At 71.2% G+C, this 17,635-nt stretch carries 16 protein-coding genes; 10 read left to right on the top strand and 6 right to left on the bottom strand.

Going from position 1 to position 17,635, the window contains the following annotated elements; genetic code table 11:
* The first annotated feature begins 6 nt into the window (after positions 1 to 6).
* From ACFTXQ_RS04050 to ACFTXQ_RS04030, 5 genes are all read left to right on the top strand, one after another.
* Positions 7 to 2,016: a copper resistance CopC/CopD family protein gene (locus ACFTXQ_RS04050; protein WP_382635627.1), complete on the top strand. Its 2,010-nt coding sequence runs from the start codon at positions 7 to 9 to the stop codon at positions 2,014 to 2,016.
* The gene (gene efeB / locus ACFTXQ_RS04045) at positions 2,013 to 3,299 is read left to right on the top strand and encodes an iron uptake transporter deferrochelatase/peroxidase subunit (RefSeq protein WP_382635786.1); all 1,287 of its coding nucleotides are present in this window, start codon (positions 2,013 to 2,015) and stop codon (positions 3,297 to 3,299) included. Before ACFTXQ_RS04050 ends, efeB begins: the two co-directional genes overlap by 4 nt.
* A gap of 43 nt (positions 3,300 to 3,342) precedes the next feature.
* Positions 3,343 to 4,278, top strand: coding sequence for a prephenate dehydratase (pheA, locus tag ACFTXQ_RS04040; protein ID WP_382635626.1), 936 nt, complete (start codon positions 3,343 to 3,345; stop codon positions 4,276 to 4,278).
* A 527-nt stretch (positions 4,279 to 4,805) separates the two neighbouring features.
* Positions 4,806 to 6,083 (top strand): serine--tRNA ligase, encoded by a 1,278-nt coding sequence (gene serS, locus ACFTXQ_RS04035; protein WP_382635624.1) that lies wholly within the window; start codon positions 4,806 to 4,808, stop codon positions 6,081 to 6,083.
* Positions 6,080 to 6,892, top strand: coding sequence for an HAD family hydrolase (locus ACFTXQ_RS04030; protein WP_382635622.1), 813 nt, complete (start codon positions 6,080 to 6,082; stop codon positions 6,890 to 6,892). Before serS ends, ACFTXQ_RS04030 begins: the two co-directional genes overlap by 4 nt.
* 138 nt (positions 6,893 to 7,030) lie before the next feature.
* On the opposite strand, the gene ACFTXQ_RS04025 is transcribed toward ACFTXQ_RS04030, so the two are convergent.
* From ACFTXQ_RS04025 to ACFTXQ_RS04005, 5 genes are all read right to left on the bottom strand, one after another.
* The gene (locus ACFTXQ_RS04025; RefSeq protein ID WP_382635620.1) at positions 7,031 to 7,693 is read right to left on the bottom strand and encodes a rhomboid-like protein; all 663 of its coding nucleotides are present in this window, start codon (positions 7,691 to 7,693) and stop codon (positions 7,031 to 7,033) included.
* A gap of 93 nt (positions 7,694 to 7,786) precedes the next feature.
* Positions 7,787 to 8,506 carry an ABC transporter permease subunit gene (locus tag ACFTXQ_RS04020; RefSeq protein WP_382635618.1) on the bottom strand — a complete coding sequence of 240 codons (720 nt, stop codon included), beginning with the start codon at positions 8,504 to 8,506 and terminating at the stop codon, positions 7,787 to 7,789.
* A 14-nt stretch (positions 8,507 to 8,520) separates the two neighbouring features.
* Positions 8,521 to 9,432, bottom strand: a complete 912-nt coding sequence (locus tag ACFTXQ_RS04015; protein ID WP_382635617.1) for an ABC transporter ATP-binding protein — start codon at positions 9,430 to 9,432, stop codon at positions 8,521 to 8,523.
* Positions 9,429 to 10,316, bottom strand: a complete 888-nt coding sequence (locus ACFTXQ_RS04010; protein ID WP_382635615.1) for an ABC transporter permease subunit — start codon at positions 10,314 to 10,316, stop codon at positions 9,429 to 9,431. The genes ACFTXQ_RS04015 and ACFTXQ_RS04010 overlap by 4 nt, the downstream gene beginning before the upstream one ends.
* Entirely contained in the window at positions 10,306 to 11,295 is a 990-nt protein-coding gene (locus tag ACFTXQ_RS04005; protein WP_382635613.1) for an ABC transporter ATP-binding protein, read from the bottom strand. Before ACFTXQ_RS04005 ends, ACFTXQ_RS04010 begins: the two co-directional genes overlap by 11 nt.
* A 245-nt stretch (positions 11,296 to 11,540) precedes the next feature.
* Between ACFTXQ_RS04005 and ACFTXQ_RS04000 the strand changes: the two genes are divergently transcribed.
* From ACFTXQ_RS04000 to ACFTXQ_RS03985, 4 genes are read left to right on the top strand one after another with little or no spacing between them, the layout of a single operon-like run.
* The gene (locus ACFTXQ_RS04000; protein WP_382635611.1) at positions 11,541 to 12,398 is read left to right on the top strand and encodes a M24 family metallopeptidase; all 858 of its coding nucleotides are present in this window, start codon (positions 11,541 to 11,543) and stop codon (positions 12,396 to 12,398) included.
* The gene (locus tag ACFTXQ_RS03995) at positions 12,395 to 14,194 is read left to right on the top strand and encodes an SDR family oxidoreductase (RefSeq protein WP_382635609.1); all 1,800 of its coding nucleotides are present in this window, start codon (positions 12,395 to 12,397) and stop codon (positions 14,192 to 14,194) included. Before ACFTXQ_RS04000 ends, ACFTXQ_RS03995 begins: the two co-directional genes overlap by 4 nt.
* Positions 14,191 to 15,096 (top strand): metal-dependent hydrolase, encoded by a 906-nt coding sequence (locus ACFTXQ_RS03990; RefSeq protein ID WP_382635607.1) that lies wholly within the window; start codon positions 14,191 to 14,193, stop codon positions 15,094 to 15,096. Before ACFTXQ_RS03995 ends, ACFTXQ_RS03990 begins: the two co-directional genes overlap by 4 nt.
* 10 nt (positions 15,097 to 15,106) lie before the next feature.
* Positions 15,107 to 16,021: a MerR family transcriptional regulator gene (locus ACFTXQ_RS03985; RefSeq protein ID WP_382635605.1), complete on the top strand. Its 915-nt coding sequence runs from the start codon at positions 15,107 to 15,109 to the stop codon at positions 16,019 to 16,021.
* Between the two features lie 126 nt (positions 16,022 to 16,147).
* Here the strand turns inward: ACFTXQ_RS03985 and ACFTXQ_RS03980 are convergent, their stop codons facing one another.
* A complete protein-coding gene (locus ACFTXQ_RS03980) occupies positions 16,148 to 16,936 on the bottom strand; it encodes an aquaporin (RefSeq protein WP_382635603.1) in 789 nt (262 codons plus the stop codon).
* A 133-nt stretch (positions 16,937 to 17,069) separates the two neighbouring features.
* On the opposite strand from ACFTXQ_RS03980, the gene ACFTXQ_RS03975 reads away from it, so the two are divergent.
* The gene (locus tag ACFTXQ_RS03975; RefSeq protein ID WP_382635602.1) at positions 17,070 to 17,624 is read left to right on the top strand and encodes an RNA 2'-phosphotransferase; all 555 of its coding nucleotides are present in this window, start codon (positions 17,070 to 17,072) and stop codon (positions 17,622 to 17,624) included.
* The last annotated feature ends 11 nt before the right edge of the window (positions 17,625 to 17,635 follow it).

Here is a 17,635-nt window from a genome sequence, read left to right as displayed (position 1 = left end):
CACGCCATGACGGCCACCGCCCCCGCCTCCTCCATGGCCCGCGCCCGCACCACGGCACTCCTGCCGCGGTTCGCGCTGGTCCTCGCAGCACTGCTGGCAACCCTGTTCACCGCGGCCTCCCCGGCCGCGGCGCACGCCGCACTCACAGCGAGCGACCCCAAGGACGGGGCGGTGGTCGCCACGGCGCCCGCCCAGGTCACGCTCTCCTTCTCGGAGCAGGTCGCCCTGGGCGACGACTCCATCCGCGTCCTGGACCCCAAGGGCAAGCGCGTGGACACCGGTGAACTGCGCGACATGTGCAGCGGGAGCACCGTCCGCTACGGCACCGCCCTCCACGCCGGCCTGCCCAACGGCACCTACACCGTCGCCTGGCAGGCCGTCTCCGCGGACAGCCACCCGATCTCCGGCGCCTTCACCTTCTCCGTCGGCGCACCCTCGGCCACCGAGGTCGCCCTCCCGACCCGGCAGGCGGGCGGTGGGCCCGTCGGCATCGCCTACGGGATCGCCCGCTACATCGCCTACGCCGGATTCACCGTGCTCGTAGGCGGCGCCGCCTTCATCCTGCTGTGCTGGCGCCGGGGCGCGGCCGAGCGGCCGCTCCAGAAGCTGGTCGTGCGGGCGTGGGTCACCCTGACCGCCGCCACCCTGGCGATGCTGGTGCTCCGCGGGCCGTACACCGGGTCCGGGAAATTCGCGGACGCCTTCGACCTCGACGCCCTGAAGGCCGTCCTGGAGACCAAGGCCGGGGCCTCGCTGGTCTCGCGGCTGCTCCTGCTCGGCGCCGCGGCCCTCTTCATCGCCGTCCTCTTCGGGGTCTACGCCCGCCGCGTGCAGAGCTCCGACCAGGAGACCGAGGAGGCCGGGGAGGGCGAGGAGACCGGGGAGGCCGGGGATTCCGGCGACACCAGCGACCTCACCTTCGGCCTGGCCATCGGTGGCGCCGTCGTCTCCGGCGGCATCGCAGCCACCTGGGCCCTGTCGGAGCACGCCTCCACCGGTATCCAGCCCGGCATCGCCATGCCCGCCGACATCCTGCACCTGCTGGCCGTCGCCGCATGGCTGGGCGGGCTCGCCGCACTGCTCGTCGCCCTGCACAAGATCCCCGGCATCGAGCGGGCGGCTGTCCGGCGCTTCTCCCGGGTCGCCTTCGTCAGTGTCCTGGTGCTCACCGCCACCGGCGTCTACCAGTCCTGGCGGCAGCTCGGCAGCTGGTCCGCCCTCACCGGCACCGACTACGGCCGGCTGCTGCTCGTGAAGGTCGGTCTGGTCGCCGTCCTCGTCGGTGTCGCCTCCGTCTCCCGCAGGTGGACCGCACGCCTCGCCGACACCCCGGAGTCCGACGCGGCGGATGAGCTCGACGAGGCCGTCGCCGGGCGGGCGGCGAAGGTCCTCGCGCAGCGCGATGTTTCACGTGAAACACAGCCCGTCACCGTCCCGGCCGACCCCAAGCGCGCCGCGCAGCTCGCCCGGCAGCAGGCCGCCCGCGAGAACGCCCGCCAGAAGCAGGTCCGGGACGCCGACCCGGGCCGCGCAGGCCTGCGCCGCTCCGTTCTCGCCGAGGCGGGCATCGCCGTGGTCCTGCTGGCCGTCACCACGGTCCTCACCAGCACCGAACCCGGGCGCACCGTGGAGCGGGAGACCGGCCGCAGCGGGGCCACCACCGCCGTTCCCGACCGCGCCGTCAAGATCACCCTGCCCTTCGACACGGGCGGCCAGAACGGCAAGGGGACCGTCCGGCTCGAGCTCGACCCGGGCCGGGTCGGAGCCAACACCCTGCACCTCTGGGCCGAGTCCGGCGACGGCAAGCCCTTCGACCTCCCCGAGATCAAGGTGGCCTTCACCCTCCCCGCGAAGGACATCGGCCCGCTGCCCCTCGTCCCCGAGCAGGCCACCCCCGGACACTGGAGCGCGTCCGGGGTACAGCTGCCGCTCGCGGGTGATTGGCGCATCGACGTGACCCTCCGTACCTCCGACATCGACCAGACGACCGTCCAGAAGACAGTGAAGATCGGCTGAACAGCGTGACCGAGAGCAACCCCGACATCGAGATCTCCCGGCGCCGGCTGCTGGGCACCGTCGGCGCCGCGGGCGCCGCCGGGCTCGCGCTCGGCGCCGCGGGCGGCGCCCTGGCGCACTCCGCGCTCGCCGACTCCGGGAGCGGCTCCGGCACAGGGGCCGCCGGAAGCCTGGCCTCCCTCGGCGCCACCCAGGTCGCCTTCCACGGCGACCACCAGGCCGGCATCACCACTCCGCTCCAGGCCAAGGGCCACGTCGTCGCCTTCGACCTCGTGGCGGGCGCGGGCCGCACCGAGGCCGCCGCGCTGATGCGGCGCTGGTCGGAAACCGCCCGTCTGCTCATGGCGGGCGAGACCTCCGGGTCCTCCGACACCGGCATCGCCCTCGACGCCGGCCCGTCCTCCCTCACGGTCACCTTCGGCTTCGGCCACTCCTTCTTCGAGCGGACGGGCCTGACCGCCCGCCGCCCCGTCGCCCTGGACCCGCTGCCGGACTTCTCCTCCGACCGGCTCGACGCCCAGCGCAGCAACGGCGACCTGTGGGTCCAGATCGGCGCGAACGACGGGCTCGTCGCCTTCCACGCGCTGCGCGCCCTCCAGAAGGACGCCGGGGACGCCGCCCGGGTCCGGTGGCAGATGAACGGCTTCAACCGGTCCCCCGGCGCCACCGGCACCCCGATGACCGCTCGCAACCTCATGGGCCAGATCGACGGCACCGGCAATCCGAAGCCCTCGGAGCCCGACTTCGACAAGCGGATCTTCGTCCCCGGTGCGGGCCCCGGGCCGGCCGAGCACTCCTGGATGGCAGGGGGCTCGTACGCGGTGGTGCGGCGTATCCGCATGCTCCTCGACGACTGGGACAAGCAGTCGCTCGCGCAGCAGGAGCAGGTCATCGGCCGTACCAAAGCCACGGGTGCGCCGCTGACCGGCGGCAGCGAGACCACCGAGTTGGCGCTCGACAAGATCGGCCCCGACGGCAAGCCGGTCATCCCGTCCAACGCCCACGCCCGGATCTCCGCCCCCGAGCAGAACGGCGGGGCCGCCATGCTGCGGCGTCCCTTCTCCTTCCACGACGGGATCGGCACCGACGGGGCGCCCGACGCCGGGCTCCTCTTCATCTGCTGGCAGGCCGACCCGCTGCGCGGCTTCGTCCCGGTCCAGCGCAAGCTCGACCGCGGGGACGCGCTGTCGCAGTTCATCCGGCACGAGTCCAGCGGCCTGTACGCGGTCCCGCCCGGTCCGCGCACCGGCGAATACGTGGGGCAACGGCTGCTCGAAGGGTGAACAAGCACCCCGGTGGGCACCGCCCCGGCATTACGCTGATCGCATGTCGGCCACCCGCTTCACATATCTCGGTCCCGAGGGCACGTTCACCGAAGCCGCCCTGCGCACGCTGCCGGAAGCCGCCACCCGGGAGCTCATCCCGATGGTGTCGGTGCCGGCCGCCCTGGACGCCGTGCGCAACGGCGAGGCCGCTGCCGCCCTCGTGCCGATCGAGAACTCGGTGGAGGGCGGGGTCACCGCCACCCTCGACGAGCTGGCCTCCGGCGAGCCGTTGATGATCTACCGCGAGGTGCTGCTCCCCATCGCCTTCGCGCTGCTGGTCCGGCCCGGGACCACGCTGTCCGACGTCAAGACCGTCACCGGGCACCCGGTGGCCCAGCCCCAGGTGCGCAACTGGCTGCGGGCCCATCTGCCCGACGCGGTGTGGGAGTCGGCCGCGTCGAACGCCGACGGTGCCCGGCAGGTCCAGGAGGGGCGCTACGACGCCGCCTTCGCGGGAGAGTTCGCCGCCGCCACCTACGGGCTGGTCCCGCTGGTCACCGAGATCCACGACGCGGAGAACGCCGAGACCCGGTTCGTGCTCGTCGGGCGCCCCGCCCGGCCCGCCGCCCCGACCGGCGCCGACAAGACCTCGGTCGTACTGTGGCTCGGCGACGACCACCCCGGTGCGCTGCTGGAGCTCCTCCAGGAATTCGCGGTGCGCGGGGTCAACCTGATGCTGATCCAGTCCCGGCCGACGGGTCAGGGCATCGGAAACTACTGCTTCGCGGTCGACGCCGAGGGCCATGTCTCCGACCGCCGGGTCAGCGAAGCCCTCATGGGCCTCAAGCGGACGTGCCCCCAGGTCCGCTTCCTTGGCTCCTACCCGCGCGCGGGCGTCGCTCAGGGTGACGTGCGCGCCCCCCGGCCGGGAACCTCCGACAGGGACTTCACGGCCGCCTCCGATTGGCTGACACGCTGCCTCGACGGCAGGCCGTAGGGGGCTTCGTCCACTGTCCACAGAGTTATCCACAGGCCGAGATGGGGACCTGGGGACAAGTCGACAGAGCGGCATGACAAGGTCGACAAATCGGTCGGGGGGCCCGGGTTTCGCGCAGGGGAGCGGAAGGTGAACGGCGTCACCCCCGTATCACCGATCAACTCTTTGGAGCGAGTCATTCCCACCCGAATGAGTGTGTGAGGGTGGTTTGAACCCTGATTCGCCCCGGCGGCCCACCGATCGGGATTGATCTATTTCCGTGTCCACAGATGCGGCGCACAGCCTGTGGATAAGGTGGGGGTAGCGGGAATTCCTGTGGACAAGGAAGCCTTCCGGCCCAGCTCAGGGCCTCCCCACCCGCCGGGGTTGTGCCTCTTTTCGGGGAATGGGCCGCTTTAATTGACCCTTCGAGAAGGACCACTTCCGGCCGACTGCCGAGACTTATGCATTCGCGGCAATTGGGACATAGCGACACGCAGCGTGATATCGGTGTGATCCCAGGAACCCCAGCCCGGTAGCCTGGAGGGGTGATTGACCTCCGGCTGCTCCGTGAAGACCCTGACCGTGTCCGCGCCTCGCAGCGCGCCCGTGGAGAGGACGTCGACCTCGTCGACGCGCTGCTCTCCGCCGACGAGCGCCGCAGGTCCTCAGGCATGCGCTTCGACGAACTGCGCAATGAGCAGAAGTCGCTCGGCAAGCTCGTCTCCAAGGCCTCCCCGGAGGAGCGGGCGGAGCTGCTGAAGCGGGCCGAGCAGCTCAAGCAGGACGTCAAGGCGGCCGAGGCCGAACAGAACGAGGCCGACGAGGCCGCCAAGGGGCTCCTGCTCCAGCTGGGCAACATCGTCCACGAGGACGTCCCGGTCGGCGGCGAGGAGGACTTCACCGTCCTGGAGACGCACGGCACCATCCGCGACTTCGCGGCCGAGGGCTTCGAGCCCAAGGACCACCTGGAACTCGGCGAGTCGCTGGGTGCCATCGACGTCGAGCGCGGTGCCAAGGTGTCGGGCTCGCGCTTCTACTACCTCACCGGTGTGGGCGCCCTGCTGGAGCTGGCCTTGGTCAACGCGGCCATCGCGCAGGCCACCGAGGCCGGCTTCGTCCCGATGCTCACCCCCGCGCTGGTCCGCCCGCGCGCCATGGAGGGCACCGGCTTCCTCGGCCAGGCCGCGGAGAACGTGTACCACCTGGAGAAGGACGACTACTACCTGGTCGGCACCTCCGAGGTACCGCTCGCCGCGTACCACATGGACGAGATCATCGACGCCGACAAGCTGCCGCTGCGGTACGCCGGCTTCTCGCCGTGCTTCCGCCGCGAGGCCGGTACCTACGGCAAGGACACCCGCGGCATCTTCCGCGTCCACCAGTTCGACAAGGTCGAGATGTTCTCGTACGTCGCGCCGGAGGACGCCGAGGCCGAGCACCAGCGGCTCCTGGAGTGGGAGAAGCAGTGGCTGACCAGCCTGGAGCTGCCGTTCCAGGTGATCGACGTGGCCACCGGTGACCTGGGTGCCTCCGCCTCGCGCAAGTTCGACTGCGAGGCCTGGATCCCGACCCAGGGCAAGTACCGCGAGCTGACCTCCGCCTCGAACTGCGACGGCTTCCAGGCCCGCCGCCTGTCGATCCGCTACCGCGACGGCAAGAAGACCCAGCCGCTGTCCACGCTGAACGGCACCCTGTGCGCCGTTCCGCGCACGATCGTCGCGATCCTGGAGAACCACCAGCAGGCCGACGGTTCGGTACGGGTGCCCGCGGTGCTCCGTCCGTACCTCGGTGGCCGCGAGGTCCTGGAGCCGATCACCAAGTGAGCCCGGCCCCGTTCCCGTACAAGCTCGTCGCCACCGATCTCGACGGCACGCTGCTGCGTGGCGACGACACCGTCTCGGAACGCACCCGTGAAGCGCTCGTCGCGGCCACCGCGGCGGGCGCGGCACACATCATCGTCACCGGCCGCGCCGTGCCGTGGACCCGGGGCGTGCTGGACGATCTCGGCTACAAGGGGATCGCCGTCTGCGGGCAGGGCGCGCAGGTCTACGACGCGGGCGCGCACCGGCTGCTCACCTCGGTGACGCTGGACCGGCAGCTGGCCGGACTGGCGCTGGCGAAGATGGAGGCCGAGGTCGGCCCGCTGGCCCTGGCGGCCAGCCGGGACGGGGTGGACGGCGAGGTCCTGTTCGGGCCCGGCTACCAGGTGCAGGAGGGCCTCCCGGCCGTCTACCTGGAGGACACCGCCGCGGTGTGGACGGCTCCGCTGAACAAGCTGTACATCCAGCACCCCGAGCTGGATGACGACGCGCTGGTCAAAGTGGCCCGGCAGACCGTGGGCAGCCTGGTCGACATCGTGATGGCCGGCCCCGGAATAGTGGAGATCCTGCCGCTGGGGCTGACGAAGGCCACCGGCCTTTCCCTGGCCGCGCGGCGGCTCGGCGTGAAGGCCGCGGAGACCATCGCCTTCGGCGACATGCCCAACGACATCCCGATGTTCGGCTGGGCCGCGCACGGGGTGGCCATGGCCAACGCCCACGCGGAGCTGAAGGCAGTGGCCGACGAGGTGACGGCCTCCCACGAGGAGGACGGCATCGCGCTGGTGCTGGAACGCCTGTTGGGCGCCGCGTAGGACGACGTACGAGAGGTCCGGGACAGCCCGCGCCGTAGGGCGCGCTCGAAGTGGCTGTCCCGGACCTTTTGTTGCTCCCCGCACGACTCACTCTGCCCCGGTCGAAAGCCCCGTACCAGCGAATTTCCCGGTCGGCCGTCAGCGATGTTTCACGTGAAACAGTGACGGTGTTTCACGTGAAACAACGTGGCGGGTGAGCGGCCAGGCCAGCAGGCCCACCGCCAGCGCGATGGCGTGGCCGAGATCGGTGAAGGTGCCCCCGGTGGCCAGGGGGAGACCGAAGAAGGCGACCACGCCGGCCAGGTAGAGCCATCTCCAGGGACTGGGGAGCCGGTAGGTGAGGACGCCCACCGCGGCCGCGAGTCCGTAGCTGACCCCGATGTCGACGACATGGGTCATGCTGCGCGGGGCGCGGTGGTCCTGGATGGCCGTCAGCAGGACCTTCTGGCTGACGAGGGTGGCCACGATGTGGGCCGTCGCGACGATCACGAGCCAGCGCAGGGTGCCGAGCCAGCGTTCGACGGGGGCGTGGAAGACCTCGAAGAGCACGGCGTAGAGAGCGAGCGAGGCCGGGTTCTCGATCCAGAAGGCGCTGCTGAGGAGCGCCCTGACGGGATATTTGACGAGCTGGTGGATGTTGCTGCTGTTGCGGTGGAGCAGGACGCTCTCGAGCTGGTCGGGCGCGATCGCGACGATGATGCTGGTGACGGCGATGATCAGCAGCCAGACGTGCGTTCCGGGCGAGGAGCGTATCCAGGACCGCAGGGGCCTGGACGGCTCGGGCTCGGGGTGCTCGATCATGCCCCGATGATGCCCCGCGAAGCTGTGCCCCGCCCGGCCGGTGGGCCGGGCGGGGCACAGCTTCGCGCAGGCTGCTCCGGGGTCTGCGCCGGCCTACTCCTCGCCGGCCAGGGTGAGGCGGCGCAGCTTCTGGCCCGCGTACGCGGTGGCGCCGATGGTGACCGCGGCGAGCAGGACCACGGCGGTGGGCAGCCCGACGGTGGCATCGACGTATCCCTCGCCCGCGACCTTCTCGGCGAGGGAGAGGGCCCACTGCTGCACGCTGAGGGTCTTGGCACCGGAGACCAGGCTGCCGAAGAGCGACTCCCAGATCAGGGCGTAGACCAGGCCGAAGACGACCGCGTGTCGGCTGACGGTGCCCAGCAGCAGGAACAGCGCGCTGTAGGCGATCGAGGCGACGAGGGCGGCGACGGTGTAGGCGACCGCGATCTGCTGGCCGTTGCCGTTGAGGATGAAGCCGGCGATCAGGGTGGGGATCGCGGAGAAGGCCATGGTGACGGCGATCGCGACGATCAGCTTGGTCATGATGATGGTCGGTCGCTTCACCGGCTTGGACAGCAGGTAGACGATCGATCCGTCGTCGATCTCGGGGCCGATGGCCCCGGTGCCGGCGATGACACCGATCAGCGGGACCATCGTGGCGAGGGCGAAACCGCCGAGCAGGTCGGCGGCGACCTTGTCGTCCACGCCCGTGAGCGCGCGGACGGCGGCGGAGATGAGGATCAGCAGGGCGGGCAGCAGGAAGAGGATCAGCGCCCGCCGGCGGCCGAGCAGGGCCCGGTAGGTGAGCCGGGCAACGGTGGGGTTGTACATGGGTGCCAGCTCCTTCAGGCCGCGACGAGGTAGGAGAAGACCGACTCGAGGGACTCGTCGGAGGGGGAGACCGTCAGCAGCCGGATGCCGTGCGCACGGGCGACCCGCGGCAGCAGCTCGGTGAAGCGCCCGAAGTCGACGGCCTGGATGCGCAGGGCGCCTTCCTTGAGGTCGACCTCGATACCGGCCGTGGACGGGTCGGCGATCAGGGCCGCGGCGAGGGCCCGGTCGTCGGAGGAGCGGATGAGGTAGCGGTGCGGACGGTCCGTCATCAGGCGTCGGATCTTGCGGAAGTCGCCGGAGGCGGCGTGCCGGCCGGCGACGACCACCTCGATGTGGGAGGCGAGCTGCTCGACCTCTTCGAGGATGTGCGAGGAGAACAGGACGGTGCGGCCCTCGTCGCCCATGCGCCGCAGGAGGTCCATGAGCTGCATGCGCTGGCGCGGGTCCATGCCGTTGAAGGGCTCGTCGAGGAGCAGCACGGACGGATCGTGGACCAGCGCGGAGGCCATCTTCACGCGCTGGCGCATGCCCTTGGAGTAGGTGGAGATCTTGCGGTCCTGGGCGTACTCCATCTCGACGGTGGCCAGCGCCCGCTGGGCCGCGGCGTCGTCGAGCCCGTGCAGCTCGGCGTTGGCGACGACGAACTCCCGGCCGGTGAGGAAGTCGTACATGGCCTCGCGCTCGGGCACGACGCCGATCTGCTTGTAGACCTCCTCGTTGCGCCAGATCGGCACGCCGTCGAGGGTGACGCTGCCCGTGGAGGGGGCCAGGAAGCCGCCCATCATGTTGATGAGCGTGGACTTGCCCGCGCCGTTGGGGCCGAGGAGTCCGGTGACGCCGGGGCCGATGCGCATGGTCACGTCGTTGACGGCGACGACGTTCCCGAACCAGCGGGAGGTGTGGTCGATGTCGAGGATGGTCACAGCCCGGCCTTCCGGTAGCGGGCCATCAGGGCGGCGTAGGAGCCGGCGATGAGGCCGAGGATGACGAGCAGGTAGACGAAGCCGGTGCCGGCCGAGGGACCCTCGCCGCCGGGGAAGGCGGAGGTCGCGCCGAGGAAGGCCGTCTGGAAGCCGTCGATCAGGGTGATCGGGGAGAACAGCCCCAGCCAGTCGATGGCCCCGGCGTTCCCGGTGTTGTACGAGATGCCCTGGACCGCGGTCACCGCACCGTAGGGGATGAGCAGCACGGCGATGATCGCGGCGACGCCGAACCCGCGGCGGGGGGTGAGGGCGGCCATGACCAGGCCCAGTCCCGCGAAGAGCAGCGACAGCAGCAGTACCGACACGAGTCCCTGCCCGAATCCCTTGGTCTGGTCGCCGAAGTCGAACTTCGCCAGCAGCGAGCCGATCCACATGATCAGCAGCGGGGTGGCGGTGAGGATGAACAGGGCCGAGGCCATGGCCGCGAACTTCGCCACGACGTAGTCGACCCGCTCGATGGGCCGCGAGAAGTAGAGCGGCACGGTCTTGAAGCGCAGGTCGCGGGAGACCGACTGGGGTGCCTGGGAGGCGAGGTAGAGGCCGATGACCACCTGGGTGGTCAGGGCGTACGTCGTGTACTTGATCGGCAGATCGGTGGAGCCGGGGACGGCGATGGCCACCGCGACGAGGATCAGCGCGGGAACGCACATCACCGCGAAGAGGATCATCGGCAGGACCTTGGACTTGGCGGAGCGGCCGAGTCCGTAAGCGCCGCGCAGGGACTGCGAGAACAGCGACTTGCGGGCGTACGCGCGGCCGAGCCGGGGGCCGTCGTAGGACCGGTAGCCGATGTTGTGGATCTGGGTCGAGGTGTCAGGCGCCATCGGAACCGGCTCCCTTCTGCTGGATGGGCCGCGAGGGCTGGTCGTTGTCGCGGAAGACCTCCGCGATGTGGTGGCGGCGCTGCTCCATGCGGACCAGGCCGATGCCCAGGTCGGCGACGGTGTCGCGGACGGTGTCGTAGGTGTCCTCGCCGGTGGCCTCGACGAGGAGGATGTGACCGGCGCCGGGCAGGCCCTGCTCCTCGGCCGTGTGCAGGGCGATGCCCGCCTCGGTGAGCGCCTTGCGCAGGGCGGCGGTGCCGTCCGGGTGGGCGTCGGAGTCGGTGACCTCGACGGCGAGGGTCGTGGTGATCTGGGTGAAGTCGCTGGTGGAGCTGGAGCGCAGCAGCTTGCCGCCGTCGACGACCACGACGTGGTCGCAGGTCCGCTCCAGCTCGCCGAGGAGGTGGGAGGTGACCAGGACGGAGATGCCGAAGTCCGTGTGGATACGGCGGATCAGGCCGAGCATCTCGTCGCGGCCGACGGGGTCCAGACCGTTGGTCGGCTCGTCGAGGAGGACCAACTGGGGGTCGTGGACGAGGGCCTGGGCGAGCTTGACGCGCTGCTTCATGCCCGTGGAGTAGCCGCCGATGGGGCGGTAGCGCTCCTCGTAGAGCCCCACGTGGCGCAGGGTGTCGGCGGTGCGCTCCCGTGCCGCCGTCGGCGGCAGGCCGGACATGCGGGCCATGTGGACGACGAACTCGGTGGCCGAGACGTCGGGCGGCAGGCAGTCGTGCTCGGGCATGTAGCCGACGCGTTCACGGATGGCGCTGCCATGCGTGGCGACGTCGAGGCCGAGCACGGCGGCACTGCCCTCGGTGGCGGGGGACAGTCCCAGCAGGATCTTGATCAGCGTGGACTTGCCGGCTCCGTTGGCACCCACGAGGCCGGTCACACCAGGCCCGATGTCCAGGGAGAGCCGGTCGAGGGCGGTCACTCGGGGGTACCGCTTGCTCAGGCTTTCGGTCGCGATGACAGTCACGGCTTCGACGTTAGTGGCGAAGACCTCGAGGATCGTCAGACCTGGAGCGGGATCCCGTCTCCGCCTTCAGGACTACGGACCCTGACACAAGGCTGATGCGGACCGGCCGGGGCGTACCCGTCTGATGCGGACCGGACAAGTTTGTCCACAGGTCCGTGCACGGCCCTTGACGTGATCTCCAGTCATTGTCACATTCATCAATGTCAAGTTACGGGCGCGTACGGCTACAGGGACGGACGGCTGGCATGGCAGGGGACACCAGGCAACGCACCGCGCAACTCACGGCCGACCTGCGCGGGTTCAGGGAAGTACAACGGCTCGCCTACGAGTGCGCCGAAACCGTCGCCGCGCAGCTGCGCCCCGGGGTGACCGAGCGTGAGGCGGCCCGGATGCAGCGCGAGTGGCTGCGCGAGCGCGGCGTGCGCGACTGGTTCCACCTGCCCTTCGCCTGGTTCGGGGACCGCACGGCCTTCGTGAACTTCAAGATCCCGCTGCAGTTCTTCCCGACCAACCGGAAGCTGGAGCCGGGGATGCCGTTCATCCTCGACATGGCGCCGGTCTACAAGGGGTTCGCGGCCGACATCGGGTACTCGGGCAGCCTCGGGCTCAATCCGGTGCAGGACCGGCTCATGTCCGATCTGCAGGAGCACCGCTCGCTGATCCTGGACCAGGTGCGCGAGCGGCGCTCGCTGCGCGAGATCTACGAGAACGTCGAGCGGCTGATGAACCGGCAGGGGTACGCCAACCGGCACCGCGCCTATCCCTTCGGCGTGATCGCGCACAAGATCGACCGCGTCAGGGAGCGGCGCTGGTCGCCGACGGCGTTCGGGTTCGGCACCCAGTCCCTGAAGGGGCTCGCCTCCGACGCCCTGCACGGGCACCGCGAGGGCTGGTCGCCGCTGTGGAGCCCGTACCACTTCTCCGACCACGCGCCGCAGCCCGGCCTGTGGGCGGTGGAGCCGCATCTGGGCTTCCGCGGCACCGGCGCCAAGTTCGAGGAGATCCTGGTCGTCACCGACTCCCGGGACCCTCAGGAGAGCGCATTCTGGCTGGACGACGATCTGCCGCACGTGCGGCGCTGGGCTGAGGAGAAGGCGGCATGACCGGCATGAGCGGGGCGGGCACGACGGGCGCGACAGGACTGGCGGGCGCACGCGAGCGCTGGGTGAGCACCGGCGGGGTCGAGCTGTGCGTCGTCGAACTCGGCGAGGCGGACCGGCCGACCGTGGTGCTGGTGCACGGCTACCCGGACAGCAAGGAGGTCTGGTCGGAGGTGGCCGAGCGGCTGGCGGAGCGCTTCCACGTGGTGCTCTACGACGTACGCGGGCACGGGCGCTCGACCGCTCCGCAGCCGCTGCGGGGCGGCTTCACCCTGGAGAAGCTGACCGACGACTTCCTGGCCGTGGCGGACGCGGTCAGTCCGGACCGGCCGGTGCACCTGGTCGGGCACGACTGGGGCTCCGTCCAGGGCTGGGAGTTCGCCACCGTCGCCCGCACCGAGGGCAGGATCGCCTCCTTCAGCTCGATCTCGGGGCCGTCCCTGGACCACTTCGGGCACTGGATCAAGAAGCGGATGGCGCGTCCCACCCCGCGCCGGGCCGCGCAGCTGCTGAGCCAGGGCGCCAAGTCCTGGTACGTCTACATGCTGCACACGCCCGTGCTGCCGGAGCTCGCCTGGCGCGGGCCGCTCGGCAAGCGGTGGCCCGCGTTGCTCCAGCGCGTCGAGAAGGTTCCGGCCGGCTCCTACCCGACGGCCTCCCTGCCGTCGGACGCGGCGCACGGCGCCTGGCTCTACCGCGACAACGTGCGGCCCCGTCTGCGCCGGCCGCGCGCCGATGCGTACGCCCACGTGCCCGTACAGCTGATCACCCCGACCGGGGACGCGTTCCTTTCCGAGCGGCTCTACGACGAGCTGGAGCTGTGGGCACCCGATCTCGTACGCCGCACCCTGCCCGCCAAGCACTGGGTGCCCCGGACCAGGCCCGACCAGGTCGCCGCCTGGATCGGCGAGTTCGTCACGGCCCGGGAGGAGCCGGCCGCGCGGGCACCGGAGCAGAGGGCTCCGGGCCGGTACGCCGACCGCTTCGGCGGCCAGCTGGTGCTGGTCACCGGCGCTGCCAGCGGCATCGGCCGGGCCACCGCCTTCGCGTTCGCCGAGGCCGGGGCCCGGGTGGTGGCCGTGGACCGGGACGCCGAGGGCGCGGCGCGGACGGCCGAGATGGCCCGCCTGGTCGGCGCCCCCGAGGCCTGGGGCGAGTGCGCCGACGTCAGCGACGAGCAGGCGATGGAGAAGCTCGCCGCGAAGGTCGCCGCCGAGTACGGGATCGTGGACGTACTGGTCAACAACGCCGGGATCGGCCTGTCGGGGGCCTTCCTCGACACCAGTGCCGAGGACTGGAAGAAGGTCCTCGACGTCAACCTGTGGGGCGTCATCCACGGCTGCCGGATCTTCGGCAGGCAGATGGCCGAGCGCGGGCAGGGCGGGCACATCGTCAACACCGCCTCCGCCGCCGCCTACCTGCCCTCCAGGACCCTGCCCGCCTACAGCACCTCGAAGGCCGCGGTGCTGATGCTGTCGGAGTGCCTGCGCGCGGAGCTGGCGTCGAAGTCGATCGGCGTCTCCGCGATCTGCCCCGGCATCGTGAACACCAACATCACCGCCACCTCGCGCTTCGCCGGGGTGGACGAGGCCGAGGAGAAGCGCCGCCAGGAGCGCTCCTCGCGGCTGTACGGGCTGCGCAACTTCCCGCCGGAGAAGGTCGCCGAGGCGATCCTGCGGGCCGTGGTGCGCAACGAGGCCGTGGTGCCGGTGACACCCGAGTCCAAGGGCGCCCTGTGGATGTCCCGTTTCGCGCCGCGCACCCTGCGGCGCATCGCGAAACTGGAGCCCAGGCTGTGACCGGGGGCTCGTATGTGATCAGCCCGCGCCGGGTGGCCTTCGACTGGAAGACCACCCCGCTGCACTGGATACCCGACGAGCCCACGGCCACCCACGTGATCAACGTGCTGCACCTGCTGCTGCCCGCCGGGGAGCGGTGGTTCGTGAAGGTGTTCAAGGAGGGCCTGCCCCTGGTCACCGACCCGGAGCTGCGCAAGGACGTCAAGGGGTTCATGGGCCAGGAGGCCACGCACAGCGTGCAGCACTCCTACGTACTGGACCACCTCGCCGAGCAGCGCCTGCCGACGGAGGCGTACACGCGGCACGTGGACTTCCTCTTCGAGAAGCTGCTCGGGGAGACCCCGCCCTTCGGGGCGCCCCTCTCGGCCCAGGAGTGGCTGCGTTTCCGGCTCGCGCTGGTCGCCGCCATCGAGCAGTTCACGGCCGTCCTCGGGGACTGGGTGCTGCGCGCCGAGGGGCTCGACCGGGCCGGCGCGGACGAGGTCATGCTGGACCTGCTGCGCTGGCACGGCGCGGAGGAGGTGGAGCACCGCTCCGTCGCCTTCGACATGTACCAGCACTGCGGGGGAGCGGGCCTGCCCCGGTACGCGCGGCGCATCGAGGGGATGGCCGTGGTCGCGCCCGTACTGGCCTGGCTGTGGGTGTGGGGGGCCTCGTACCTCATGCGCAACGACCCGCGGCTGGGCGGCCGGCTGCGCTACACGCTCCGCGCGCACAACCGGGCGGTGGCCAAGGGCCTGCTGCCCACGTGGAGAGAGCTCGGCACGGCCATACCCCGCTACTTCCGGCGGTCGTACCATCCCTCGCAGGAGGGCTCGCTGCGCAGGGCGGTCGAGTACCTTGCGGCTTCACCTGCCGCCCGGGCCGCGGCGGGCGCGGTCGGCCGAGCCGCGATGTCGTAGGGAGCCGGGATTGTCCGATCAGGCGGTAGCCGAGTACCGGATCGAGGATCTGGCGCACCACAGCGGGGCGACCGTGCGCACGATCCGTGCGTACCAGGACCGCGGGCTGCTGCCGAAGCCGGAGCGGCGCGGCCGCTCCAACGTCTACCGGGACACGCACCTGGCGCGGCTGCGCCAGATCGCGGACCTGCTGGACCGCGGCTACACCCTGGCCTCCATCAAGGAACTGCTGGAGGCCTGGGACGCGGGGCGCGGGCTGGGCGGCGTACTGGGACTGGTCGCCGAGGTGCACGGGCCGTGGACCGACGAGGAGGCGGCCCGGATCAGCCGGGAGGAGCTGAACGACCGGTTCGGCGGCCGGCCGGACGACGAAGCGGTGGACGAGGCCTGCGAGCTGGGGGTGCTGGAACGGATCCCGGGCCGCCCCGACCAGTTCCTCGTGCCGTCACCGCAGGAGCTGGCCGTGGCCGCCGAGCTGTACGCGGCCGGGGTGCCGCTGTCGGCGATCACCGGCCACCTGCGGGAGCTGCGCTCCCAGGTGGAGCACATCGCCTCGCGGTTCCTGGAATTCACCACCGAGCACGTCTTCGCGCGCTACCTCGGGCACGTGCCGCCGACCGACGCGGACGCGGCGGAGGCGGCGACGATGGTGCGCAGGCTCCGGCCGCTGGCCCAGCAGACCGTGGACGCGGAGCTGGCGCGGGCGATGCGGCTGTTCGCGACCCGGCACCTGCAGCGGCACCTGGGGGCGGCGGGGGCGCCGCAGCCGTCGGGTCCGTCCCCGGTGGCCCTGCCGGCGGGGACGGTACGGGCGGTGCAGGACCTCGTCGGCGCCGACCACGTGGCGGAGTTCGTCCGGGCCGCGACGGAGCGGGAGCTCCAGGCCCGGACGATGAACGATCTGGCGCGCCGGGCGGAGAGGTAGTCCCGCGCGGCGGCGGGAACGCCCGTGCGGCGGTAGTCCACAGGGCGGATCCCGCGTTTGCCGTCAAAACCCGCCCAAACGGCTGTGGACAAGTCCGGTTTTCCTGTGGGCAACGGGGACCGCGTCTCAGCCTATGGTCTCGTACGCCTCCTTGTCGGGCGCGGGCTGCGCCTCCGAGGCGGACTCCGGCAGGGCCGCCGGCAGCACGTCGGCCGGCGCCGCCTTCGAGGAGCGGGCGCTCCCGTACAGCACCCCGGCGAGGACCAGGCCGAGGACCGTGCCGGCCAGCTGGGCGGCGACGAATCCGGGCAGGGACTCGGGGGCGATCCCGGTGAAGGAATCGCTGAAGGAGCGCGCGATGGTCCCGGCCGGGTTGCCGAAGGAGCCGGACGAGGTGAACCAGATCGCGGCGGCGAAGTAGGCCCCGACGGCGGCCGGGATCAGCTTCGGGCGCCCGATGCGGTCGAGGCCCTGGATGAGGACGACGAGGCCGGCGGTGGCCACGACCTCGCCGATGAGCAGGTGCCCGCCGTCGCGGACCTGAGTGGCGAAGGTGCCCGGGGTCCGGCCGAACATGGCCTCCGCGACCAGGGCGCCGCTGATGGCACCGACGATCTGGGCGGCCGCGTAGACCAGCGCCTCCCGGCCGCCGAGCCCGTCGCCGCCCCTGCGCCGCGTCCACCAGGCGGTGAGGGTGACCACCGGGTTGAGGTGGCCGCCGGACAGCGGCCCGAAGAGGGTGATGATCAGGACGAGGCCGATGGCCGAGGCGAGCGAGTTGGCGATGAGGGCGACACCGGTGTCGCGGCTGAGTGCTGCGGCCTGGATTCCGGAGCCGATCACGAATACGAGGAGCGCGGCGGTCCCGATCAGTTCGGCAGCCGCACGGCGTGGCAGAGAGGTATGGGCTGTCATGGTTTCTCCCCCTGGGCAGAAGTGGCAGCGGAAAATGTATTCCGTATCTTGGAATAGCGATAGAGGGTGTCCGCCGTCGACCGTGATCGGAAAATCCCTGCCGGAAGGACGCCGGGCCGGGCACGCTGGGGCCATGAACGACAGGCGCACCGTGAAGGTGTCCAAATACGTCTCGAAACACCTGCGGCATCAGCCGGAACGAATCGGTCTGGTGCTCGACCCGCACGGCTGGGTGGAGATCGACGATCTTCTGCGCGCGGCCGCCGCCCACGGCTTCCCGTTCACCAGGGCCGAGCTCGACCACGTCGTGGCCGCCAACGACAAGCAGCGCTTCGCCGTCGACGGCACCCGCATCCGGGCCAGCCAGGGGCACACCGTCGCGGTCGACCTGGATCTCCCGGAAGCCGAGCCGCCCGCGTACCTCTACCACGGCACCGTCGCCGCCGCCCTGGACTCGATCCGCGCCGAGGGCCTGCGCCCGATGGCCCGCCACCACGTGCACCTTTCCCCCGACCGGGAGACCGCGACCAGGGTCGGCGCGCGGCGCGGCCGGCCCGTCGTCCTCGCCGTCGACGCGGCGGCCATGCGCGCCGCCGGGCACGTCTTCCGGATCAGCGCCAACGGGGTGTGGCTGGTGGATGCCGTACCGCCGGAGTTCCTCCGCTTCCGGCAGCCCGGAATTCACTGAGGAATTGTCGG

This window comes from Streptomyces sp. NPDC057010 (assembly GCF_042673805.1).
GTDB lineage: Bacteria > Actinomycetota > Actinomycetes > Streptomycetales > Streptomycetaceae > Streptomyces.
The sequence above is the reverse complement of the archived record's forward strand: the minus strand, read 5'-3'. Positions and strand labels throughout refer to the sequence as shown.